The sequence below is a fragment of the Luteimonas huabeiensis HB2 genome (assembly GCF_000559025.1).
GTDB lineage: Bacteria > Pseudomonadota > Gammaproteobacteria > Xanthomonadales > Xanthomonadaceae > Luteimonas > Luteimonas huabeiensis.
In genome coordinates this window covers 82223-104220 of sequence record NZ_JAAN01000014.1, presented here as the reverse complement: position 1 = coordinate 104220, position 21998 = coordinate 82223, and the positions used below count along the sequence as shown (strand labels likewise).

The 21998-nt window shown below is 65.0% G+C and carries 24 protein-coding genes and 1 pseudogene; 24 read left to right on the top strand and 1 reads right to left on the bottom strand.

Annotated features, from left to right (window positions below):
- The first annotated feature begins 12 nt into the window (after window positions 1-12).
- From Z164_RS0104500 to Z164_RS0104405, 22 genes and pseudogenes are all read left to right on the top strand, one after another.
- Window positions 13-573, top strand: coding sequence for a DUF2857 domain-containing protein (locus Z164_RS0104500; protein ID WP_024889546.1), 561 nt, complete (start codon window positions 13-15; stop codon window positions 571-573).
- 7 nt (window positions 574-580) lie between these two features.
- Window positions 581-1756, top strand: a complete 1176-nt coding sequence (locus tag Z164_RS0104495; protein WP_425477212.1) for an STY4528 family pathogenicity island replication protein — start codon at window positions 581-583, stop codon at window positions 1754-1756.
- 290 nt (window positions 1757-2046) lie between these two features.
- On the top strand, window positions 2047-2835 hold the full coding sequence (locus Z164_RS0104490) for a PFL_4669 family integrating conjugative element protein (protein WP_024889544.1): 789 nt from the start codon (window positions 2047-2049) through the stop codon (window positions 2833-2835).
- Window positions 2832-3380: a DUF3158 family protein gene (locus Z164_RS0104485; protein ID WP_024889543.1), complete on the top strand. Its 549-nt coding sequence runs from the start codon at window positions 2832-2834 to the stop codon at window positions 3378-3380. Before Z164_RS0104490 ends, Z164_RS0104485 begins: the two co-directional genes overlap by 4 nt.
- 73 nt (window positions 3381-3453) lie before the next feature.
- A complete protein-coding gene (locus Z164_RS0104480; protein WP_024889542.1) occupies window positions 3454-3858 on the top strand; it encodes a single-stranded DNA-binding protein in 405 nt (134 codons plus the stop codon).
- A 325-nt stretch (window positions 3859-4183) separates the two neighbouring features.
- Window positions 4184-6199 (top strand): DNA topoisomerase III, encoded by a 2016-nt coding sequence (locus Z164_RS0104475; protein ID WP_024889541.1) that lies wholly within the window; start codon window positions 4184-4186, stop codon window positions 6197-6199.
- Between the two features lie 875 nt (window positions 6200-7074).
- Window positions 7075-7326 (top strand): hypothetical protein, encoded by a 252-nt coding sequence (locus tag Z164_RS21740; RefSeq protein WP_081770066.1) that lies wholly within the window; start codon window positions 7075-7077, stop codon window positions 7324-7326.
- A gap of 27 nt (window positions 7327-7353) precedes the next feature.
- Complete coding sequence (locus Z164_RS0104470) at window positions 7354-7746, top strand: hypothetical protein (protein ID WP_024889540.1); 393 nt, start codon at window positions 7354-7356, stop codon at window positions 7744-7746.
- Between the two features lie 100 nt (window positions 7747-7846).
- A complete protein-coding gene (locus Z164_RS0104465) occupies window positions 7847-8311 on the top strand; it encodes a hypothetical protein (RefSeq protein ID WP_024889539.1) in 465 nt (154 codons plus the stop codon).
- 108 nt (window positions 8312-8419) lie between these two features.
- Window positions 8420-9109: a hypothetical protein gene (locus tag Z164_RS0104460; RefSeq protein ID WP_024889538.1), complete on the top strand. Its 690-nt coding sequence runs from the start codon at window positions 8420-8422 to the stop codon at window positions 9107-9109.
- Between the two features lie 83 nt (window positions 9110-9192).
- Complete coding sequence (locus Z164_RS0104455) at window positions 9193-9912, top strand: DUF5983 family protein (protein WP_024889537.1); 720 nt, start codon at window positions 9193-9195, stop codon at window positions 9910-9912.
- A 283-nt stretch (window positions 9913-10195) separates the two neighbouring features.
- Window positions 10196-10993: a hypothetical protein gene (locus tag Z164_RS0104450; RefSeq protein WP_024889536.1), complete on the top strand. Its 798-nt coding sequence runs from the start codon at window positions 10196-10198 to the stop codon at window positions 10991-10993.
- A gap of 358 nt (window positions 10994-11351) precedes the next feature.
- Entirely contained in the window at window positions 11352-12266 is a 915-nt protein-coding gene (locus Z164_RS0104445; protein WP_024889535.1) for a DUF3577 domain-containing protein, read from the top strand.
- Window positions 12267-12461: 195 nt separating this feature from the next.
- Window positions 12462-13286, top strand: a pseudogene (locus Z164_RS0104440) (DUF932 domain-containing protein); the annotation flags it as partial.
- Window positions 13287-13670: 384 nt separating this feature from the next.
- Window positions 13671-14318: a DUF3275 family protein gene (locus Z164_RS0104435; protein WP_024889533.1), complete on the top strand. Its 648-nt coding sequence runs from the start codon at window positions 13671-13673 to the stop codon at window positions 14316-14318.
- A 93-nt stretch (window positions 14319-14411) separates the two neighbouring features.
- Window positions 14412-14735: a conserved plasmid protein gene (locus Z164_RS21735; RefSeq protein WP_081770065.1), complete on the top strand. Its 324-nt coding sequence runs from the start codon at window positions 14412-14414 to the stop codon at window positions 14733-14735.
- A gap of 20 nt (window positions 14736-14755) precedes the next feature.
- Window positions 14756-15016 carry a hypothetical protein gene (locus tag Z164_RS0104430; protein WP_024889532.1) on the top strand — a complete coding sequence of 87 codons (261 nt, stop codon included), beginning with the start codon at window positions 14756-14758 and terminating at the stop codon, window positions 15014-15016.
- Window positions 15017-15092: 76 nt separating this feature from the next.
- Window positions 15093-15749, top strand: coding sequence for a hypothetical protein (locus Z164_RS0104425; protein ID WP_024889531.1), 657 nt, complete (start codon window positions 15093-15095; stop codon window positions 15747-15749).
- A gap of 66 nt (window positions 15750-15815) precedes the next feature.
- Window positions 15816-16925 (top strand): DUF6094 domain-containing protein, encoded by a 1110-nt coding sequence (locus Z164_RS0104420; protein ID WP_024889530.1) that lies wholly within the window; start codon window positions 15816-15818, stop codon window positions 16923-16925.
- Window positions 16926-17022: 97 nt separating this feature from the next.
- Window positions 17023-17334, top strand: coding sequence for a hypothetical protein (locus tag Z164_RS0104415; protein ID WP_024889529.1), 312 nt, complete (start codon window positions 17023-17025; stop codon window positions 17332-17334).
- Between the two features lie 100 nt (window positions 17335-17434).
- Window positions 17435-19717: a helicase-related protein gene (locus tag Z164_RS0104410; protein ID WP_024889528.1), complete on the top strand. Its 2283-nt coding sequence runs from the start codon at window positions 17435-17437 to the stop codon at window positions 19715-19717.
- A gap of 87 nt (window positions 19718-19804) precedes the next feature.
- A complete protein-coding gene (locus tag Z164_RS0104405) occupies window positions 19805-20221 on the top strand; it encodes a hypothetical protein (protein WP_024889527.1) in 417 nt (138 codons plus the stop codon).
- A gap of 58 nt (window positions 20222-20279) precedes the next feature.
- Here the strand turns inward: Z164_RS0104405 and Z164_RS21730 are convergent, their stop codons facing one another.
- Complete coding sequence (locus tag Z164_RS21730; protein ID WP_081770064.1) at window positions 20280-20573, bottom strand: hypothetical protein; 294 nt, start codon at window positions 20571-20573, stop codon at window positions 20280-20282.
- 183 nt (window positions 20574-20756) lie between these two features.
- On the opposite strand from Z164_RS21730, the gene pilL2 reads away from it, so the two are divergent.
- Window positions 20757-21347 (top strand): PFGI-1 class ICE element type IV pilus protein PilL2, encoded by a 591-nt coding sequence (pilL2, locus tag Z164_RS0104400; RefSeq protein ID WP_024889526.1) that lies wholly within the window; start codon window positions 20757-20759, stop codon window positions 21345-21347.
- Window positions 21344-21997, top strand: coding sequence for a PspC-like choline-binding domain-containing protein (locus Z164_RS0104395; protein WP_024889525.1), 654 nt, complete (start codon window positions 21344-21346; stop codon window positions 21995-21997). Before pilL2 ends, Z164_RS0104395 begins: the two co-directional genes overlap by 4 nt.
- The last annotated feature ends 1 nt before the right edge of the window (window position 21998 follow it).

Sequence of the window (21998 nt, the reverse complement as noted above, 5' to 3'; positions counted from 1 at the left end):
CCGGAGGCGATCATGTCGGCACCCCATCCCTTGAACCAAGCTGTCGTCGCCCAGGCACTACACGACCTGCGCAACGGCCAGCTGCGCCGCTGCCTGGCGATGGGGTTCGGAGAGCGCGAACTGGACGTGCTCAAACAACCGGCGCTGGTCGCGCTGCTCGCCAATGCGCGGGTGCCCTGGTGCTCGGTCAAGGTGAACACGGACATGCTATGGCGGCTGGTCAGCCAGATGCACGACATCGAGCACGAGATCAACACCGTCGATCGCATGCTCCGGCTGGGCGCCAGCACCGAGATGGTCAGCAAGTTCTTCGGTCTTACCCATCAGGAGGTCGCGCTGCGCCGTGAAATCCTGGGGCTGCCAAAGCGCAAGGGTCGGCACCCGGTCCTGAACGAAGAACAGGAAACAGCGCTGTGGCGCCAGTGGAAGCCCGCCCTCGACGAACGCGGCATCGCCCTGAACGATGAAACGACGATGCTGACATTGACCATGGACCTGGCCGAGTCGCTGTCATTACCCATGTCCGTGATCTGGGCCGCGATACGGAGCTGGATCGATCAAGGGCTGGTGTAGGTCCATGGTGACGCCTGGATCCAGCACGACTGGTCCCGTATCGCTATCGACCTTGCTCGACGGCGCATTGGGGCGCCTGGAAGCGGCACGCACCGGAACCGGCACGAGCACGCCGCAAGATGGCTTCCTGTTCAGCGGGAACCGACACGAAGCGGTGCCGCGGGGCCTGTTTTTCGACCGCCGGCTTACCCCGCTGGAACGCAACGCCTGGCAGGTGTGCCGCCTGATGCTCAACGACGATGGCCTGACTGCGTGGCCGACCTACGAGCAGTTGCGCCCGTGGCTGACATCAATGCCCTGTGCGCCGAAGGCTTCCCACGAGACCGTCGCACGTGCCCTGACAGTGCTGAGGCTCACGCGCTGGCTCAGCCTGGTGCGACGCCGCCGCGACGCCAGGAGCGGCCGCATCCTCGGTAACCTCTACGTGCTCCACGACGAACCACTGAGCCCGTTCGAGGCGATGCAGCTCGATTCGGGCTACCTGGAACTGGTCAGCCATGCGCTGACCCATGCGAGCAAGGCGATCCAGCGCGTGGGGCAACAGGCACTGCGGGAAGTGGCCGGCGATCCGCTGATCAACGGCCACGTGCTGCCGACCCGTCTCCAGGTACTGGCACAGCGCATGTCCCGGCAGGTCGAAGGCGAACCTCAGACTTATCCACAGGACGACACCGACCACGAATCCGAAGAAGGCTTCGCGGCCCTTCTTCGGAGCCGATCACAGCTTGCTTCGGATTCCGAAGCAGGCCCGGAAGCCAGCAAAACCGACCTCCTTCGGAATCCGAAGCAGGACCGTACTGAAGTACTCAGTATCAAAGAAGTACGTACAGTACCGCGCGCGTTGCAGCACCTTCGCCTCCCGGAACGATTCCAGCAGATGAAGCATGAGCAACAGGCCGGAGCCTTGGTGGCCCTGCAGCGGGTCGATGCCGAACAGCGCCAGTCGGTGCTCGATGAGTGGAACGCGCGTTGCCGGGGCAGCACGGTGCGCAACCCCGCCGGTTACCTGTTCGGCATCATCCAGAAGGCCATCCGCGGTGAGTTCAAAGCTTGGGCCGGACAGGGCGACACCAGGAGTCCGCCAGCGGCGACTCAACCGATCGCGCCTCCACCGAAGGCCGCCAGCCCCGACGTGGTTCGCGCCCACCTTGCGCACCTGCGTTCGATGCTGGACAAGTCCTGATCGAGCGGATGTCCTTGGCGCTCCATGGCGCTATCCCCTGGGGATAGTTGCAGCAGGAAGCCTTCTCGCCAGCCGTTGCCAGAACCAAGCCCAATGTTGACGCGCTGACGTCGAGCCCTGTCCGACTGGATTTCCTTGGCCTTCCATAGCGCTATCCCCTGGGGATAGTTGCGACAGGAAGCCTTCCGCAGGCTTCCCAAACCGGCATCGTGCTCGTTCGATTTGTTGACTGACGGCCTTCCCGCGCGCCGGGATGCTGGCGGCTCGTTCATCACCCGCGAGTCGTCCTCATGGCAAACGAACCCCTGCAACTCAATCTCGGATCGCTGCGTAGCGCCATGTCGCTCACGCTGCACACGCATCACGCCTCGCGCATCTGGCATGGTCGCGCACCGTCGGAAGGACGGGCGGGCATCGTCGGGCTGAACGGCTACATCGCGGTCATGAACAAGATGAAGCGCGGCGCCGAGCAGGACGACCCGTATTCGGACTGGTGGATGCTTCGGATCGAGGAGAAGCTCACGCAGACCAAGGCCAGCCTGCAGGCGCTGCGCGAACAGGTCGACCAAGCGCTATCGGATGTGCCGCCCGCCTTGTCGTTGGGGGAGAACCTCAACGTGCAGCCGGTGAAGCTGCCCCTGTTCGTGAACGCGCAACTGGGCTTCATGGCGGTCTATCTGCTGGCGGACTACGACGACCTGGCCCGGAAGCTGATCCTGGCCCACCACACCGCGTTGATCGATCGTTCGACGCTGGAACGCTGGCTCAACGAAGGCGCCCACGCGCTGCGCAGCCTCTTCTCGCTGGCCCAGCAATACCGCTACTCGGGCTGCACCCGCGACGACTTCGCCGCCAAGAACGCCGCGGCGCGTGCTGCCCTCGAGAAGTACGGAGAACTGCCGCAGGACGTGCTCGAAGGCACGCGGCGCTCGCGCTACGCCCCGCCCATCGCGCGGCGCTCTCCCTTGTCGTCCTCGCCCCGCCGCCAGGCGATGGAGGACGGTCAAGCTGCGCACGAAGTCGACGACGGTCAGCCAAGCGCAGAACCGAGCGCGGCCGACGAGGGTGAGCCGGCATGAAGCCCGCGACCGACGCCAGCGCTCCCCGGCGCTTCTTCAGCCTGGAACAGACTGACTTCCAGCAACTGGAACACGCAGCCTCTCTAAAGGGCCTTTTACAGCCTTTTAAGGGTAAGGGACCTCTCCAGGACTGGGCCAGCCGGTGTCACGCGATGCGGGATGCGCTGATCGAACTGGCGCAGCGGCGCGTGCTGGCGCAGGCCGGCACTTATCCCTTCCGCCTGCTGCCCATTCAACTGGCCCAGCAGACCACTGGCGCAGGCACCGTCTTCCTGCGCTGGCGCAGGCAGGACCGCTCCGCAATGGGCGTGGCCCTGTGGCAGGAATTGATGGAGAGCCCGGCCACGCCGGACACCTTGATCGACGACCTGTTCGCGATGGAGGTCCAGCGCGTCGTGCTGAACATGCAGATCAGCCTGCTGCATACGCTCGGACGACAGGCTCTCGAATGCGCCAGCAAGCTCGATCTGGCGCACGAGGTTTACCAGCGCCGCAACGGGGCCAGCACGGCCCGAAGCGCGTCCAACGGCGCCACCCGCACCTGATCCGACACCACCCCCAAGACCTGCGCCAACCATCGGTAGCGCCGGTCATCCCACCCACCCAAGGAGTCCAAACATGAGCACGCATTTCGTTGGCGAAGGCAACATCGGTTCTGCGCCTGACTACCGGGAGTTCCCGAACGGCAACGAGGAACCGCGCAGGCTGCTGCGCCTGAACGTCTACTTCGACAATCCGATCCCGACCAAGGATGGCTACGAGGACCGCGGCGGCTACTGGGCGCCGGTCGAGCTGTGGCATCGCGACGCCGAGCACTGGCGGACCCTGTACCAGAAGGGGATGCGTGTGCTGGTCGAGGGCCGCACGGTCAAGGACGAGTGGGAAGACGCCGAGGAGAACGAGCGCACCACGTTCAAGATCGAAGCGCGCCGCGTCGGCATCCTGCCGTTCCGCGTGGAGTCGGTGAAGCTCAGCGCCAAGCCGGCCGGCACCGACTCGGATTCGGGCTCGGACTCCACATGAAACCTGGTGGAGCGGCGATCCGTTCGCCGATCGCTGCTCCGCTTCCTCGCCGCATCCAGCCGCCGGCTATCCCCAGGGGATAGCTCCACTGACGTCCATGGAGCGCTGCGCCGCCAATGCAGACGCTCCTGGTACAGCGCAGGCCGTCGCGCTATTGCGGCAATCCATGCCGGCAACCTGCCTGCGCCAGCGCGCGACTTCCGGGCGCTGCGCCAGCGTCCGCAAAGCGGGAGTCTGCGGTTTCCACGTTGTTTGCTGCCACAAACGAGTCTGCCGGGAATGCTGAGGGCCATTCGATGACCGTCACGCACACCCAGGAGGCTTCATGCGCTTGTTTCTGTGCGAGAAGCCGTCCCAAGGCAAGGACATCGCCCGCGTGCTGGGCGCCAGCCAGCGCGGCACCGGCTGCTACAGCGGCGCGGGCACCGTCGTCACCTGGTGCATCGGCCACCTTGTCGAGGCCGTTCCGCCCGAAGGCTATGACGAGCGCTACAAGCGCTGGTCCATCGAACAGCTACCCATCATCCCCGATCGCTGGCGCGTCGAGCCCAAGGCCGCGACCGCCACGCAGTTCAAGACCGTCAAGCAACTGATCGGCCAGGCCACCGAGCTGGTGATTGCCACCGACGCCGACCGCGAAGGCGAAATGATCGCCCGCGAGATCATCGACCTGTGCAGCTACCGGGGGCCGATTCAGCGGCTATGGCTGTCAGCGCTCAACGATGCGTCGATCCGCAAGGCACTCGGCGCGCTGAAGCCTTCCGGCGAGACATTGCCGCTGTACTACTCGGCCCTGGCGAGATCCAGGGCGGACTGGCTGGTGGGGATGAATCTCAGCCGGCTGTTTACCGTGCTCGGTCGACAAGCTGGCTACAACGGCGTGTTGTCGGTCGGCCGCGTCCAGACACCGACGCTGAAGATGGTGGTGGATCGCGACCGCGAGATCGCGCGTTTCGTCTCCGTTCCGTTCTGGCCCATCGACGTCTCGCTAACCCATGCGGGCCAGATTTTCACGGCAAGCTGGACGGCGCCGAAGGGCTGCACCGATGAGGCAGGCCGCTGCCTGCAGCAGCCCGTGGCGCAGCAGGCGGTCGCCAGCATGCGCGCCGCCGGCAGTGCCCGGGTGGCGTCGGTCGGGACCGAACGCATGCGCGAAGGTCCGCCGCTGCCGTTCGATCTGAGCACACTCCAGGAAGTGTGTTCCAAACAGCTGGGGCTCGATGTGCAGGAGACCCTGAACATCGCGCAATCTCTTTACGAGGTACACAAGGCAACGACTTATCCACGGCCGGACTGCGGCTACCTGCCCGAGAGCATGCTGGCTGAAGTACCGACCGTGCTCGACAGTCTGGTCAAGACCGATCCGAGCCTTCGCCCGCTGGTCGCCCGGCTTGACCGCAGCCAACGCTCGCGCGCGTGGAACGACGCCAAGGTCACCGCGCACCACGGAATCATTCCCACGCTCGAACCGATCGACCTGTCGGCGCTGAACGACAAGGAATTGGCTTTGTACCGGCTCATCCGCGCCCGCTATCTCGCGCAGTTCCTGCCGTTTCATGAGTTCGACCGCACCGTGGCCCAGCTGACTTGCGCCGGACAATCGCTCGTGGCGGTGGGCAAGCAGATCATCGTCCCCGGATGGCATCAGGCGCTGGCGGCGCCGGAACCGCATGATGCGGACAATGAGGACACGCAGCGCAGCCAGGTGTTGCCGGCGTTGCACACCGGCCTGTTCTGTCCGATCGGCGCCGTCGATCTGAAGACACTGAAGACCCTGCCGCCCAAGCCGTATACCCAAGGCGAGTTGGTCAGGGCCATGAAGTCCGTCGCCAAGCTGGTCACCGATCCGCGGCTGGCACAGAAGCTCAAGGATACGACCGGCATCGGCACGGAGGCCACGCGCGCCAACATCATCAGCGGCCTGCTGGGCCGTGGCTATCTGCTGAAGAAGGGGCGCGCGATCCGCGCGTCCGACGCGGCTTTCACCCTGATAGACGCCGTGCCCGCAGCGATTGCCGATCCCGGCACAACAGCGGTGTGGGAGCAGGCACTGGACGTGATCGAAGCCGGGCAGATGACGCTGGACACGTTCATCGCCAAGCAATCTGCCTGGGTTACCCAGCTCGTGCAGCAGTACCGCGCTGCAACGCTTCCCATCAAGCTGCCGCCTGCACCGGCCTGTCCGCAGTGCGGTTCGCCAATGCGCCAGCGCAGCGGCAAGAGCGGCGCCTTCTGGTCCTGCAGCTGGTATCCGGACTGCAAGGGCACGATGGCTGTCGAATCCTCGGCCGGCAAGCGCAGCGCGCCGCGCAAACGGCGTACCTCACCCAAGGCGTCCTGACGCTCTCGAACCCTGCGCCACGTCGGCCGCGCCAGCGGCGGCGAGGCCCGTTTCCCGCGCACCCCGCGGGACATCCCTAGCGCGCGTCACCTTCTGCGACGGTGTGCGCGTCCCGCCGCGCCCCCAAGGCCCGCGGGACGAGAAGGCCCTTGCTCCCCGAATCGCGTTCGACGCCATTCCACTGATCCGTGTTCTTCCGCCTCTCCCGAGAGGTCCCCCGAGGATTTGCCGGCATCCGTTGCCCAGCGAGTCCTCGGGAGACCCCTCGGGTCGACGGTAATCGATGCCGGTGCCCGCCGGTGGAACAACGGGCTCCGTTTGTGCACGGATGTGTGCCGAACGATTTCGACCCCAGCCACGACATGGGTCGGGTGTGATTGCTGATGCAGCGACAGGCTCCACCGACGGCCAGATCCCTGCGACAGCCCACGGGTGGCTTCTTCCTTCGCAGCCGAAGGCGCTAGCCGCCTTCGGCGTCTTCTTCCCGCTTTCCTGAGCTACGGCCCCGGCACACCGAGCCTTCGCTCTCCCGAGCAGGAGACCCCAAACACCACCTCGCTTCCCAGCCCCGACGTCGCCGCACGACAGCGGCGTCGCCGACCGGCAATCGGGGGAGCGATGAATGCCGATTTCCGCATGACGCGCCCACGCGCGCGGCCAATCCTGCGCACATGTGTCGCTGACGTCCGTCAGCACCACGCCAGCAGCCCCGGTCTTCAAGGCTGCGATGCGGTTCCCCGCACCGACCGAACCAGTCCGCCTCGCATCGTTTTGCGGACGAGCGTCTTCCCCCGACGCCGATGCTTTCACCTCCACCCCACGGGAGTTCCATACCCGTCGGGATATGGCCTCCCGGTCCTCAACCAGGAGAAGCCATGTCCCTTGGATCCACACCGGCGTCACTGAACGCCGCAAACGCCCGAGCCGAGTCCATCGGCTATCTCGCCCTGGCCTACACGGGCAAGCGCCTGCCGCTGCGGATACGCCACAGCGCCGCGGGTCACTACATCGGCACAGCCGATGACGACGGTCCCGTCTCCCGGGAGTCCGCTGAGTACTTCCGTTCCCGGCACGCCGCAGATCGCGCCCTGGCAACCGGGCGTTGGCAGCAGCGTCTCGAACCCTGATTCCAACTCTCCCTCCGGAGTACCGTCATGAACTCGTCTCTTCCGTCCGACGTACTTGATCAGATCGTGCTGGAACAACAGCACTTCACCGACGCGCCCCAGGCTTTCTTCGAGGCTTGGAAGCGTGGCGCCAGGATCGCCGGCGCCGAATGGTTCGGCGACGGCACGCGCGAGGGCCTGCAAAAAGCCACCACCAAGTGGGACCTGCGTCCGAACCTGCTGATGATCAGCGACGCCCTGGGCGTCCTGAGCGGCGGGCAGCGGATGTTCCTCGCCGCAATGGTGAGCTTCTACAACAGCCACGAAGGCGGAGCGATGCTCAAACGCTGCGGCTTCGAGGGCCTGTCCGACCTCGGCGGCCTCGATCTGCAGCGACGCAAGGTTATCGCCGACCTGACGCTGCACTACACCGGCTGGTGAACCTCATCCGGCAAGCCAGCAGCTTTCTCTTTTCCAACCCCACGAGGGACATGCGTCCCCGTTCGGGGCCATGTCCCTCCTTCTTTTCCCAGGAGCGACCATGTCCCGAATCCCTTCCATCGCCGTCGTCCTTGAAGGCGGCCTCGTCCAAACCGTCATCGTCCAGGATTGGTCCGGTGCGATCCCGCATCCGCGGATCGTGATCGTCGACTACGACACCGAAGGTGCCGACGACGACGAGATCACTCAATTCTCCATCGGCAGCGAGCAGACCGAGGCGGTCTGCCGCATCGAAACGCCGGAAGTGTACGAATCCCTCAAGGATGCGCTGTCGCCCAAAGCCGTACTCACGGCGCTGGGCGCGACCGACGATGGCGAGAAACCCTCGCCAGCCCTGGTGCTCGCCCGTGAAGTGCGCCAGAGCATCCTCGACCTCGATGCCCGGCTCGACCGCCTGGAGCAGGTGCCGACCGGCGACGACTACAACGCGCTGTACCAGCTCGCCAACGGCGGCTTGATCGATCTGTTGAAGGCCCTGGGCGATCCCACGGACTTCGGCGACTGATCCTTGCCGGCCTTTCACCGCCCGGAGCCTTCGTGGCCTCGGGCTTCTCCCTGCGGATGCCATCGTCCGCAGGGGCGTGGCTCCGCGCTTTCATCCCAAGGAGCCACCATGGCCAACAACTACTACGACGCCACCGGCGTCCTGATGCTCGAAAGGGTCACACCCGTCATCACCGCGCTGTTCGACGGTTTCAATCTGGATGCGTCCTATCCTGGCAACGGACAGACCTACATTGCGCGCATATCCGAATCCAACGACCCGCAATGGGACGACGTACTGGAGGCGCTGACCGACCTCGCTACCGTGCTCGATCTTCCGGTCCCGGACGAGGAAGACCCGTCGATGGCAATGATCCTTGAAGTGCTGGCCCCGCACTTCGGCGCAGATCAGAACCTGGAGCTGCAGAACCTCATCGAACATCATCGGTTCGAGGATTCCGCGGACCTGGACGCATTGCTGCTCATCGCCTCGTGCTTCAACGACGGCCATAACCTGGCCGCCATCCAGTTCGAGGGCTGCTGGCATTGCAGCAAGCCACGCCTGTTCGAGTTCGGCGGCGAGGGTTGCTTCCTCAGCCGTGAGCTGAACGTGTTCAGTAGTTCCCGCCAGGCACTGGACCTGGGGCTGGATCTGCACCAGGCGCTTCTTGCTGACGACCTCGATAAGGCCGCCGCCAGGATCGCCAAAGAGACGCAGACGCTGCTTGCAGGCATCAGCGAGGAATCAATTCGCGAACGCCTGCGCAGGCGTGTGATCGAGCAACTGCTCGGTGATCCACCGTCACCTGTGCCGGCCTGACCGGACGCCACTTCTATCGACCCGCTGGGGAATCTATCCCCAGCCGGGGATGGACCCAGCCATACTCTGCTGGAGCGAATCCCATGTCTACCATCGACAACCCCTTCGCCCGCGGGTATCTGAACCCGCGCATCGTTCATACCCTCCTCATCACGCATGAGGAGGACTGCCCGCCGGTTTGGCGACCCTTGCACGCCAGCCAGGCGTACCTGCCCGACGATCAGGTCGCGCTGTTTCCCTGCCTGATCGGCAAGGATTTCGCGCTGATCACCGAAGGGCAGGAAGTGCCTGAAGAGCTGGAATCCCAATGTCCGACCGAGGGCATCGTGCGCGCGGTGGTCTACGCCGTCGCTGCGGACGACTTCGACGGCCAGCCCGTGCACGTGGGCGACACGTACTCCGAGGAAGCTGCGCGCGAGGTCGTGCGACGCCTGAAGTTCGAGACGGGCTACTACAGCCGGTGCTGGGAAATCAGTTTCGCGCACATCACCGAGGAGGCAGGCCGCTATCTGGCTGATCTGGCCGATCTTGCGACCCCGAGCCGCTTCCTGTTCGTCGCATTCCGCATCCCCTACAGCCCGGCGATCGGCGTAAAGCTGATCGCCACGCCCTGGACCGACGAGAACCTGCAACTGGTCGACGGCACCACCGCCGAACGACTGCGACAGGAGCATCGGAAGAAGGGTATGCCGGAATGCCTCGTCGAGGTGCTTCATCTGGCCGCGCTGGCCGACGTCCGCATGCTGGTGTTCGACGCCGATGCGCCTGTGCTGGACGGCCTGCCGCTGTACGAAGACGAGTGAACCCTGAGCCCCCATGCCGGGGCTCTTTCTTTTCCGGAACCCGGTACTGGCGAAGTTCCGATTCCCCGGCGATTCCAGGCATGCACTCCTTCAGGCTGTCTGCATGTTCGCTGGCGTTGCCGGCAGCATGCCCAGGCAGTCGAGACCTTCAGGACTGCGGCGCGGCTTGCCGTGCTGGTCGTTTCCTCATCCCCGGACGCGCTTCGCGTCCATCACGCAACCCACAAGGGACGATCCTCCCTTGCGGGCGGGAGTCCCTTGACTTTTCCTCAAGGAGCCTCCCATGGATACCCAAGCCATTCGCGATCAGATGCCGACACTGGTTCACGGCCATGTGCCTTCCAATGTCCGCAGCTTCAAGTTCAACATCTTCGACGGCCAGCCCAAGGTTTCGGCCCTGGGATTCCAGGTCGACCCGAAGCCGTTCGACGGCAAGGTGATCGCCAAGACCGCCGAGGTCATCGTCGTCAAGACAGGCCGCGCTGAGTTCGCGGTGCTCGATCGGGCACTCTTGACCGAGGATCCCGCCGAAGGCGCCAAGGTTCACGTGGAACCCTACGCCAGACGCCGCTTCGACGGCCTGCGGGCCGACACACCCGAAGAGCGGACCGAACGAACCGCCGATGGTGTGCCCTACACGGTGCAGACGTTCGTGCTGGGCAGTGCACCGGCCAAGCTGCCGATACCGGCGCCGCGTTGCCCCGAGCTGGCCGAGTTGATCAATCAGCTGGAGCAGTTGCCAGCCCCCGATGGTTTCCGTCGCATCACCCACATGCTGGTCGATGCGGGCGCCAAAGACTTCAGCTGGGTCGATCCGACGCCGGCCAATATCCTCAAGACGCCGCCAGCCATCCGCTTCTCCGTTGCAACCGGGAAGTTCGAGGGCCAGGTCACCGTGCTCTACGACCGCGCTGCCGACCAGTACGTGATCGAGCTGCACCGGGACGGCACGCAGGTTGAACGGGTAGAGGACGTGTTCTTCGACGATCTCGGCAGCGTTCTGGAACGCCTGATCGACGACGGCACCTGGCGCTTCATCCGCATCCAGCACCTGTCTGGCCCCAAGTCCGTCCGGCATTGATCCCGGCCTTGCTTCCCGCCCTCGCGGCGGGAAGCCCTTCAGATTCAGGCGGCCGCCTTCGGCCAATGCGGTCTCGGACGGATACCCATTTCCGCTCGCGACGGCAGGCCCCGCGCGTAGGCTGCAAATCACGTTCCGCTGACGTTGTCAGCGTCAACCAGGCAACTTTCGGTCTTCAAGGTTGCGCACGGCTCACCCGTGTGACTGAACCAGTTCGCATCGCATCCTCGCGCGAACGACCGCCGGCTCGCCGGTGGTGATGCACCCATGTTCCTCAACCCATCGCGGGGTTACGCACCTCCCCGCCGTGGGAAAGGTGTGTCTCCGCTGTTCTTGATCCTAAGTCTGGAGATTCACCATGACCACAGCACTCAATCAGAAGTCCTACTTCGACCTGCACACCTCGGGCATCGGCTACATCCAGCGCGCCCGCGTTGTGAAAGCCACCGGCGGCCGCAAGGCACAGCCGTTTCTGGCCTGCACCATCGCCGCCCTCGTGGGTTCCGCCAACGACGAGAAGCGCCGCTACTTCGACGTGAAAGTGTCCGGTGCGGAGGCGAAGAAACTGGTCGAACGCTACGTCGGCAACGACGATCCGGAGCAGCGTCCGCTCGTGCGCTTCCGTCTCGGCGACCTGTGGGTCGATCCGTTCATCCGTCCCAAGGGCGACCGCAAGGGCGAGCCGGCAGCCAGCCTCAAGGCGCGTCTGCTCAAGGCCGAGCCGCTGGATCCCGCCGAACTGGCGACGATCGAGCAGTACGACCTGATCACCCATGGCATCGGCTACCTCAACCGTCCCAAGCTGGTGAGACCGGCGGAGAGCGATCCGTTCCTTGCGTGCACCCTCGGTGTGCTCAGCGGACCGGTCGACGATCCGGACTACCGGTACATCGACACCATCGTTGCCAACCGCGACGCGGAGCACCTGGTGCGGCGCTGCATGCAGGCCGTCGAGGCGAAGAAGAAGGTACTGATCGCCTTTCGTCTGAACGGCATGAAGGCCGAGCCGTACATCCGCACCAAGGGTGAACGGGCCGGCGAAGCCGCGGCGAGCCTGGAGTCGAAGCTGATCCACATCGGCCTGATCAAGGTCAACGGTCAGCGGGTCTACCCGACCACTTCCGAAGCCGACGCACCCCAGGACGCTACCGCGTCCGAGGCGAGCGCCCAAGCCGAGGACGTCAACGGCACCCAGACGCCCGCGCAGCCTGCTCCGCAGGAGGCGAACGTCGAAGTGCCTGAAGAGGAGCCCGCCCTGGCGGCTTCGTTCTGATCTGCAAGGCCCATCCGGGTCCTGCGTGTTCCTCCCAGTCTTCATGCCGCCGGCACCTCGGTGTCGGCGGCGTGAGGCTGCACCGGGTTCGACCCGGATTCCCTCGGCCCTTCCGGGCTGTTCTTCATCCCTGCAATCGGTCCTCGCCGGCCTCTGGCCTGCGGGACTGCTTGCGTTTTCTCCAAGGAGACTGCCATGCAACTCGCATCCCGCTTTGGGTCGCGATCCCCCGTGCTGCGTTCGGATCGCCCGCTGTCGGACGATCAGATCCGCACCGTCGCCCCATCCATCTTCGCCGAGGCCGCGCACGATAGCCGGTCGGAGCGCTATAGCTACATTCCGACCGCCACCGTGCTGGAGAAGCTGCGCAAGGAAGGCTTCGAGCCGTTCTTCGTTTGCCAGACCCGCGTGCGGCAGGAGGATCGCCGCGATTTCACCAAGCACATGCTGCGGCTGCGGCATGCCAGCCAGATCGATGGCCAAGCCGAGGCCAACGAGATCATCCTGCTGAACTCGCACGACGGCACCAGCAGCTATCAGATGCTGGGCGGCATGTTCCGCTTCGTCTGCCACAACGGCCTGGTCTGCGGCGACACGACCCTGGACGTGCGCGTGCCCCACAAGGGCGACGTCACGAGCCACGTCATCGAAGGCGCTTATGAAGTCCTCAGCAGCTTCGAGCGGATCGAGCACTCCCGGGACACCATGCGCGCCATCACGCTGGACGAAGGCGAAGCAGAAGTGTTCGCGCACTCGGCCCTGACGCTGAAGTACGCGGGCTCGGGCTCGGTGCCTATCACCGAAAGCCAGCTGCTGCGGCCGCGGCGCTTCGATGACCGGGAATCCGACCTGTGGTCCACGTTCAACCGGGTCCAGGAGAACCTGGTCAAGGGCGGACTGGACGGCCGCACGGCCAACGGCCGCCGGCAACGTACCCGGCCGGTGCAGGGCATCGACCAGAACGTGCGTTTGAATCGCGCTCTTTGGCTGCTGGCCGAAGGCATGCGTGAACTGAAAGCGTATTACCCAACGGACCACCCCATCGGGCGTGGTCCGTTTTCTTTGCGCGGAAGACCGCCGGCACCGCAAGAACACGCCGCATAGATCAGAAACAGGGGAGCAACCGGAATCGCATTGCCGCTCCCCTTGGCGTCGAACCTCGCCGCAACCTTACCCCCATGTCCGCCGGCGTCGCCGGCAGCATGCCCAGGCAGCCTAGACCTTCGAGGCTGCGGTGCGTCACACCGCACTGGTTCTGATCCGTCCTAGCGCATCCCGCGTCCGTCATCTCCCTCCCGGTTCCGGCCCTTCGCGACCGGCACCCGCTTCCTTTTCCCATGAGGTCATCCCCCGTCCATCCGGCCGGTCGGGAGCCTTGTTTTCTATCATCAAAGGAGTCGTCACATGAACGCTGCACGTCACGCCCACCTGGAGTCCATCGTCGTTCCCGGCCAGCTCAAGCTGCGCACCATCCGGGGCCGCAACGGACCGTTCAATGTCTGCCTGCTCACCTGCTGCTTGGGTGATTTCGTTGTCAAAGATCCGGAGTTCGAGCAGTACAAGGAAGGCAAGTACGAGGGCGAGTTCGCCATCCGGCGCATCTTCAACAAGCCCGTCTTGTCCCAAGGCGGCGTCCGCATCGAACTGCGCGCCAGCCTCAACGGCATGACCCTGTCCGGCATCGACAAGCTGGGCAAGGAGGACGCCCGCACCTTCAACGTCCAGGAGGTCGATCCGATCGACGAGGAACAGCCGACGGCGATGGCGGCAACGCCAGCAGCCGTACCGGCCTCGACCACGAACGATCCTCTGATCGACACCCGGCCCTTCGGCATGGAAGCGCCCGCAGCCCCTGTGGCAGCTGGCAGTTCCGACGCCGAAGACGTCGCACTTTTCGGCCTGCTGTGGCCGCTGGGCGAGACGGTCAAGCTGGACCCGACCATCGACCGCCGCACGTTGCGCCTGCAATGCACCCGCCTCAGCAAGCTCGGCTACAGCTTCGATGCCACCTTGCAACAGTGGCAGCACGAAGCGGAGCTTGCCGCGGCCTGATCGCCACGCCGCATCCGCGGTGTTCTTCATCCACCCGCTGTGGTTCCTTCCCCATGCGGGGGAGGCCCTGGCTTTCTTCTGGAGGTCTCCATCATGTCCACCATCGCTCACGACACCACTCGTTCAACGCTGGATGAACCCGCGTGGCGGGAAATCTGCAAGACGGCCGCAGCAAACGCCCAGCGCGGCTGCGGCCTGTCCTGGGACCACTGGGTCACGCTTTTCAGTTCGGAGATCGACGCGAAAGTCAGTCGATTGCCGGAAAGCCAGCGTGCTCAGGCCCTGGAAATCGCGGCCCAGGAATGGGGTTACGCGACACCTGCCGAACGGCAGGAAACCCAGGACTGGCTCGCCGAAAACGGCTTCTGCACGCACGGCATCGAACTGGGCTACTGCCCGGCCGGTTGCGGCTCCTAGTCCGCACAGGAGGAATCGACATGGACTCGATCCTGGCTGCGCTCCCGCCCTCGCTGTTGAAGCTCGTTGAAGGGAGCTTGTCCAACGACGAAGTTTCTTCCGACGAGGAAATGCTCGAGTACTTCATCAGCAACGGCCTCACCGAGGAACAGGCACGGCAGGCATTGACCTACCGCGACCAGTACCTCGGCAGCATCTACCTGGACGGCTTCACGCCGATCACCGCGGTGGACGAGGCGCTTCACTTCAACCCGCACACCCGGCAGTTCGAGCCGGACTGAACGGTTTTCTTCCACCCCCTGGGGCAGCACTTGCCCCAGCGGGCGGTGCTGTTCCCGTTCATCCGAGGACACCACCATGCCCGCAAACACTTCTTCCACCACACTGTACCGCATCGACGAATGTCCTGACCTCATGACCGACGGCTTTGTCGGCGACGAACAGGGCAACCTGGTCTTCCTCTCCGTCTGGGCGCGCGATACGGCCGTCCAGGAGTTCCTGGCTCGCCTGACCCTCGGGCGCGACGAGCAGGGACTGGACCAGTTCCACATCCTGACCGAGCAAGGCGGCTCGATCCCGGTGTTCGTCGGCAACGTCGAACATCTGGACAAGCGCAGCACCCGTGCTTACCGCCGCACGCTGTTCGGGTCGATGGTCCATCTGTGGCTGTTCGATCGCCGCTGCGTGAAACCCGACAAGGCCAACGCTAGCGCGCTTGCACTTCTGCCACGCGACTCGGACCACCGGGTCGAACGGTTGTGGGCGCTGGTGCGAGACACCTGCCCGCTGCCGCTGCTCAATCACTGGCGCGACACCGTGCTGGACCTGCTGAAGACGCAGGCGATGCTGACCCGCCTTCCTGCCGCCCTTGGGCCGCTGGAAGGCCACCGGCTCGCCATCAACGTACCCGTGCTGAGCAAGGCACTGGGTGCGCTGATCCGCGACGACGTACTTACCCCGGACGCATCCGCGATCCGAACCATCTCCGAACGACTGCTTGCAGAAGTGGCGTGAGGACTTCCGTTCCGGACGTGCACGTGTACGTCCGCTTCCTTTCATCTTCGCTACCAGGAGATTCCGATGGCTCTGATGTTTCCAAGACTCGCCCGCAACTTCGTCCGAAACGGGTACTTCCCCACCGATGAACCCACGCTCGAAAGAGCGCTCGCTGCACTGGCGCCCGCTACCGGGCCGATGTGCATCCTTGATCCGTGCGCCGGCGAAGGCGTCGCCGTGGCCGAAGCCGCTCACGCCCTCGGGCGCGAGCAGGTCCGGGCGTTCGCCGTGGAGTACGACGGCGAGCGCGCCCGGCACGCGCGGCAGATGGTCGATCACTGCATCCATGGCGACCTGATGGACACGATCATTTCCAGGCAGTCTTTCGGGCTGGTCTGGCTCAATCCGCCCTACGGCGACCTGTCCAAGGACGTGAACGGCAACATCGGCTATCAGGGCCAGGGCCGTGCCCGACTGGAGAAGCTGTTCTACCAGCGCTCGCTGCCGCTACTGCAGTATGGCGGGGTGCTGGTGTTCATCGTGCCGCACTACGTCCTCGACGCCGAACTGGTCGGGTGGCTGGTGCGCCACTTCGCGGACCTGCGCATCTACCGAGCGGTGGAGACGCAGTTCAAGCAGGTGGTGATCTTCGGTCGGCGCATTCGCCAGCGCGACCAGGCATCGGACTCGGCAAAAGCCACGCGCGGCCTGCTGCTGCAGATCGGGCAAGGCGATGCCGAAGCCGAAGAACTGCCCATCGAGTGGCCGTTCCAGCCGTATGTCGTTCCCGCCATCCCGGCGGAGCCGGAGCACTTCTATCGCGTGACGATGGAGCCCGAGCAGTTCGGCATCGAAATCGGCCGGCTGCAAGGACTCTGGCCCGCGCTCGATGTCCATCTCGGGCCGGCACAGCAGTCGCTGCGGCCGCCGGCGCGGGCCTTGTCGGAATGGCATACCGCCCTGGCCTTGGCTGCAGGCGCGATCTCCGGCGTGGTGACGTCCAAGACCGGGCGCGTGCTCGCCGTCAAAGGCGACACGCACAAGGAGAAGACGCTCCAGACCGAGTACACCGAGCGCGACGATGGCTCTGTGGCCGAGACGCGCATCCTGACCGACAAGTTCGTTCCGGTCATCCGTGCGTTGGATCTGACACCCGACTCGCCGACGCGCGGCGAGGTGCTGACCATTCGCTGATCGCCTGCTGCACGACGCAGCTTCTGTCCACCCCATGGGGCCACGCCGCCCCGATGGGCTGCCGTGGCCCCGTTCTTTCCACGAAGGAGCTACCACCATGGCAAAAGAAGCCGTTTTCATCAGCCTCGTGCCCCAACCGCGATTTTCGCCGGGGCAGATGATCGTCACTCGTGGGATTTCCGACCTGATCCAACGGGGCCGGCTCAATCCCAGCGCGTACCTGCGCCGCCATCTCAGCGGCGACTGGGGCGACCTGTCCGACGAAGACCGACGCCAGAACGACCTGGCGCTGGCTTCGGGCGAGGATCGTTTGTTCTCGTCCTACCAGGTCGCGCCAGACCTGACTCTCTGGATCGTCACCGAGTGGGACCGCAGCGTCACGACGCTGCTGCTGCCCAGCGAGTACTGATCCCAGTTTGACGGCGCAAGCCGTCGCCATTCTTCCCATCCACGGGGCACATCATCGCCCCACAAGGGAGGTGCGTGCCCCATTCATTTGGAGCACCACCATGTCTCTCGATCTCGACACCGTTCCATCCGCGGAAGGCACTGCCTTGCAGGGCGAACTGCTCGATGCGGAATCTTCCTCTCTCACGATGAGCCTTCAGGACTTCGTCGCCGAATGCGGCGATGACCTGCTGGAAGCCCTCAATCGGGCCAACCCGCCTGTCTACACCGGGCAACCGCGGGCACATCGCCAACTGGTCCTGGCAAGCCTGAAGCGCCAGTTGTTCCCGGCCCAGGCCGACGTGGTCCACGCCGTCAGCGAGCTGCTGATCGATCGCGGCGAACGCGCTGCGATCGTCAATGGCGAAATGGGCTGCGGCAAGACCACCGTCGGCATCGCCACGGCCGCCGTGCTCAACGCCGAAGGCTACCGCCGCACGCTCGTCTTGAGCCCGCCCCACCTGGTCTACAAGTGGCGGAGGGAGATCCAGGAAACCGTCGCCGGTGCGCGCGTCTGGGTGCTCAATGGCCCGGATACGCTCGTCAAGCTCATGAAGCTGCGCGAGCAGCTGAACGTGCCGGCGCAGGGCCAGGAGTTCTTTGTCCTTGGGCGCGTCAGGATGAGGATGGGGTTCCACTGGAAACCCGTTTTCACCCGGCACCGGACGCTCGACGGCGACGTGGGCGCGTGCCCCGACTGCGGCCAGGTCATCACCGACCTCGACGGCGAGCCGATCAATCCGGTCGACCTCGAAGCCGAGGAGCAGCGCCGCAAGTGCAGCCACTGCGGCTCCGCGTTGTGGAGCCTGATTCGTCCCCGGAGCCTGTCCGCCAGCGACCAGTCCTCCGCCGTCCTCAAGGCCCTGACCCGCATTCCGACGATCGGCCAGGTCACCGCGCAGAAGCTGATGCAGAAGTTCGGTGATGCCTTCCTGGCATCGATGCTTGGGGACAACATCTATGAGTTTGTCAACCTCATGGATGAGCGTGGCGAGCTGATCTTCTCGGATCGACAGGCGCACCGGATGGAACGCGCCATGGCGAACATGGAGTTCGGATTCGGCACGGGAGGTTATCAGCCCAGCGAGTTCATCAAGCGCTACTTGCCGCACGGCACGTTCGACCTGCTGGTCGCCGACGAAGCGCATGAGTACAAGAACGGCGGAAGCGCCCAGGGCCAAGCCATGGGCGTCCTCGCCGCGAAGTCGCGCAAGACCTTGCTGCTCACCGGCACCCTGATGGGCGGTTACGGCGACGACTTGTTCCACTTGCTGTTCCGGGCGCTGCCCGGACGCATGATCGAAGACGGCTACCGGCCGACCAAGAGCGGCAGCATGACGTCGGCCGCGATGGCGTTCATGAGGGACCACGGGGTCCTGAAGGACATCTACTCCGAGAGCAAGGCCACCGCGCACAAGACGGCCAAGGGCTCGAAGGTGTCGGTGCGCACCGTCAAGGCGCCGGGCTTCGGTCCCAAGGGCGTCCTGCGTTGCATCCTGCCGTTCACGGTCTTCCTGAAGTTGAAGGACATCGGCGGCAACGTGCTGCCGCCCTACGACGAGGAGTTCCGCGAAGTCGCGATGGAGGCGGAGCAAGCCGCCGCCTACCGCGATCTGTCGGGTCGGCTGACCCAGGCGCTGAAGCAAGCCCTGGCGAAGCGCGACACGACCCTGTTGGGCGTAGTGCTCAACGTGCTCTTGGCCTGGCCGGATTGTTGTTTCCGGCCTGAAACCGTAGTGCACCCGCGCACGCGCGGCACCTTGGCGTTCGTCCCGGCTCAGTTCACCGAGTTCGAGATCACGCCGAAAGAGCGCGAGCTGATCGACATCTGCAAGCAGGAGAAAGCGCAAGGGCGCAAGACCCTGGTCTATTCGGTCTACACCGGCACGCGCGATACCACGTCGCGCCTCAAGGTGTTGCTCGAGCAGGAAGGCTTCAAGGTGGCCGTGCTGCGCGCAAGCGTGGATGCGTCCCGCCGGGAAGACTGGATTGCCGAGCAGCTCGATCGCGGGATCGATGTCCTGGTCACGAACCCGGAGTTGGTCAAGACGGGCCTCGATTTGTTGGAGTTCCCCACGATCGTCTTCATGCAGAGCGGCTACAACGTCTACTCGTTGCAGCAGGCAGCACGGCGCTCGTGGCGCATCGGGCAGAAGCAGTCCGTGCGCGTGATCTATCTCGGCTACACCAACTCCTCGCAGATGACCTGCCTGGGGTTGATGGCGAAGAAGATCATGGTGTCGCAGAGCACGTCGGGAGACGTGCCGGAGTCGGGACTCGATGTCCTGAACCAAGACGGGGATTCCGTCGAGGTGGCGCTGGCCAGGCAACTGGTCGCCGCCTAGTTCCTCCATGCCGGCGGCTCTTTCGAGGGCCGCCTTTCTTTCTTCCGTATCCCTACCTCATCACTCATCCTTCCCAGGAGAATCATCATGCAAGACGACAAGCTGTTTCGTACAGAAGTGTCCTCCAGCGACGAGTTTGCTGATTTGCCGGCCGTCGTCGAGTTCTCGATCGACCTCTCCACCGCGCGCAAGATTCTTCGCCTCGCGGCGGTGGTGAAGGAGCATGGCCTCTACAAGGTCGAGAAGTTCGACTACCGCGCGCAGTACCTGTCGCATGACGACGAGGAAGGCTCGGACCAGACGGATTCGAGCAGCGACGACCGTTTCGTTAGCACGGAGGCCGACACGCTCAACGTCTCCGACAGCCATTTCTGGTTCGCGGCATTCCTCAAGCACACCGACGTCGAGATCACCAGCGAGCAGTTGCCGATAGGCGAACTTGTCTCGCACTTCAACCTTGCGCCAGGTGAAGAGAGTCCAGCTCCCACCAATGCCGACGACTGACGCAGGCACTTCCTCCACTACGACGGCCCTTCGGGGCCGTTCTTCTTGGTATCCGGATCTAGCTGTGGACGATCACATCAGCCGGATGACCAGCCCATCGCTCGCGATCGTGTTCACGCCAAAGCGGGTCGAGCCTTGCCGTCTCATCATCCACGACCCTCGATATGGGATCAGCGGCGCGCGGATCGTCGAACGCCGTTGCAATGGCGTCGACCACGCCGCGCCCGTATTTCTGCACCAGCAGGGCCGCAAGCCGTGGAGTCTCTGCGCCTCGCGCTACGTCCTTTGCCCGCCCATTGGCGTAGTCCTTCACCTGTTGAATCAGCCGTTCGACTGCGATTTTCCTGTCCATTCCGATGCTCCTGTCCTGTTGCCCGAGAGCCGGATCCGGTCGTGGACAAACACTAGCACCCAGGCGGCTTTCTTTGCGCATCCCCCGCGCCAGTTAATCCGGCGCGGAAGGATTCGCTTTGTTTGCTGCCCGAAGGGATCGCCGCGGCGATGGTGATGGCTCGTCGCTTCAGGACGCCACGCTATGTGCCCCTCCGATCCTTGGTTTCGTGATCCCGGACGCCACCTGCTGTCCGGCCTGCTCGGCTTGTTCTGGGCCGCGTTGCTCGGCGGCTGCGCGACGGCGCCCACGCCGACGCCGACGCCCGAGGCACCGGCCGCCGTCGCACCCGACCTGTCGCCAGAGTCCGTCCCGGTGGTCCGGTACGGCCGCTACACCTTGATCGAATTGGCGCCCAGCGCCGCGCAGCGGGACCTGCTGCTGCAGGTCGTGGAGGTGTCCACGCCGGACACGCTGCATGCCACCGTCGCCGACGCCTTGCGCCATGTCCTGCGGCGTTCGGGCTACCAGCTCTGCGGCGGCCAGGACACCGAGGCCCTGGGCAGGCTGCCGCTGCCGGCGGCCCATTACCAGCTGGGGCCGCTGGTCCTGCGCGACGCCTTGCTGACCCTGACCGGCCCCGCCTGGGATCTCCACGTGGACGACGGCACGCGCTTGGTGTGCTTCAGCCACGTCGCCTCAGCGCCGACCGAGACCGAACCCCGGCCGACCACCGCTCCGGATGCCGACGTCCAGGTGCAGACCTTCCCGCTTGCGGTGGAGGACCGGCCATGACCCCGACGATGCCGGGCACCGCGTACCCGCGGCGGGCGACCTTGCTGCGCGTCGCCGCCGTCACCTGGGTGCTGCTGATCAGCACGGGCGTGGTGGTCAACCACGTCACCCTGACCAAGCTCGCCGACACGGCTGAGGCCAGCACGGTGGATACGCAGATCGCCGCGCTGGAGCAGCGCCTGGCCGAGCTATCCCAGGACTCCGAACAGTCGCGCACGCGGCCGCCTGCCGTGCCGCAGGCTCGCTACGATGCCGACCGCCAGGCGCTCGACCGCCGGCTCTCGGCGCTCGAACAATCCCTGGGCGACCGGTCCGCGGATGCCGCGCTTCAGGCCATGCAGGCGCGCATCGAACGGTTGGAGGCGCGACCGACCGCCCGGCCGGCGCCGCGGCCTGCCACCGCGCCTGGTACGGCTCCCGCGACCCCGCCGAAGCCGGTCGAGCCGCCGTTTCGCGTCATGGGCGCTGAGCTTCGTGCCGGCGAACGGTTCCTGTCGATTCTTCCGGCCGAGAGCAGCGCCCTGAACCAGGCCCGGCTGCTGCGGCCGGACGAGGAGGAGGCCGGCTGGCGCCTGACCGCCATCGAGGGCGACATCGCGGTGTTCCAGCACGGCACCGAGACCCGTCGCCTGACGGTGCCGGCTCGGTAGG

What these genes read in the sequence shown, in the direction of transcription:
- Z164_RS21735 (WP_081770065.1), top strand. Translation starts at nt 14,412, where the DNA reads ATGTCCACCATCGCTCACGACACCACTCGTTCAACGCTGGATGAACCC.
- Z164_RS0104480 (WP_024889542.1), top strand. Translation starts at nt 3,454, where the DNA reads ATGAGCACGCATTTCGTTGGCGAAGGCAACATCGGTTCTGCGCCTGAC.
- Z164_RS0104430 (WP_024889532.1), top strand. Translation starts at nt 14,756, where the DNA reads ATGGACTCGATCCTGGCTGCGCTCCCGCCCTCGCTGTTGAAGCTCGTT.
- Z164_RS0104500 (WP_024889546.1), top strand. Translation starts at nt 13, where the DNA reads ATGTCGGCACCCCATCCCTTGAACCAAGCTGTCGTCGCCCAGGCACTA.
- Z164_RS0104485 (WP_024889543.1), top strand. Translation starts at nt 2,832, where the DNA reads ATGAAGCCCGCGACCGACGCCAGCGCTCCCCGGCGCTTCTTCAGCCTG.
- Z164_RS0104405 (WP_024889527.1), top strand. Translation starts at nt 19,805, where the DNA reads ATGCAAGACGACAAGCTGTTTCGTACAGAAGTGTCCTCCAGCGACGAG.
- Z164_RS0104425 (WP_024889531.1), top strand. Translation starts at nt 15,093, where the DNA reads ATGCCCGCAAACACTTCTTCCACCACACTGTACCGCATCGACGAATGT.
- Z164_RS0104450 (WP_024889536.1), top strand. Translation starts at nt 10,196, where the DNA reads ATGGATACCCAAGCCATTCGCGATCAGATGCCGACACTGGTTCACGGC.
- Z164_RS0104420 (WP_024889530.1), top strand. Translation starts at nt 15,816, where the DNA reads ATGGCTCTGATGTTTCCAAGACTCGCCCGCAACTTCGTCCGAAACGGG.
- Z164_RS0104465 (WP_024889539.1), top strand. Translation starts at nt 7,847, where the DNA reads ATGTCCCGAATCCCTTCCATCGCCGTCGTCCTTGAAGGCGGCCTCGTC.
- Z164_RS0104415 (WP_024889529.1), top strand. Translation starts at nt 17,023, where the DNA reads ATGGCAAAAGAAGCCGTTTTCATCAGCCTCGTGCCCCAACCGCGATTT.
- Z164_RS0104455 (WP_024889537.1), top strand. Translation starts at nt 9,193, where the DNA reads ATGTCTACCATCGACAACCCCTTCGCCCGCGGGTATCTGAACCCGCGC.
- Z164_RS0104460 (WP_024889538.1), top strand. Translation starts at nt 8,420, where the DNA reads ATGGCCAACAACTACTACGACGCCACCGGCGTCCTGATGCTCGAAAGG.
- Z164_RS0104490 (WP_024889544.1), top strand. Translation starts at nt 2,047, where the DNA reads ATGGCAAACGAACCCCTGCAACTCAATCTCGGATCGCTGCGTAGCGCC.
- Z164_RS0104475 (WP_024889541.1), top strand. Translation starts at nt 4,184, where the DNA reads ATGCGCTTGTTTCTGTGCGAGAAGCCGTCCCAAGGCAAGGACATCGCC.
- Z164_RS21730 (WP_081770064.1), bottom strand. Translation starts at nt 20,573, where the DNA reads ATGGACAGGAAAATCGCAGTCGAACGGCTGATTCAACAGGTGAAGGAC.
- Z164_RS0104445 (WP_024889535.1), top strand. Translation starts at nt 11,352, where the DNA reads ATGACCACAGCACTCAATCAGAAGTCCTACTTCGACCTGCACACCTCG.
- Z164_RS0104470 (WP_024889540.1), top strand. Translation starts at nt 7,354, where the DNA reads ATGAACTCGTCTCTTCCGTCCGACGTACTTGATCAGATCGTGCTGGAA.
- Z164_RS21740 (WP_081770066.1), top strand. Translation starts at nt 7,075, where the DNA reads ATGTCCCTTGGATCCACACCGGCGTCACTGAACGCCGCAAACGCCCGA.
- Z164_RS0104395 (WP_024889525.1), top strand. Translation starts at nt 21,344, where the DNA reads ATGACCCCGACGATGCCGGGCACCGCGTACCCGCGGCGGGCGACCTTG.
- pilL2 (WP_024889526.1), top strand. Translation starts at nt 20,757, where the DNA reads ATGTGCCCCTCCGATCCTTGGTTTCGTGATCCCGGACGCCACCTGCTG.
- Z164_RS0104435 (WP_024889533.1), top strand. Translation starts at nt 13,671, where the DNA reads ATGAACGCTGCACGTCACGCCCACCTGGAGTCCATCGTCGTTCCCGGC.
- Z164_RS0104410 (WP_024889528.1), top strand. Translation starts at nt 17,435, where the DNA reads ATGTCTCTCGATCTCGACACCGTTCCATCCGCGGAAGGCACTGCCTTG.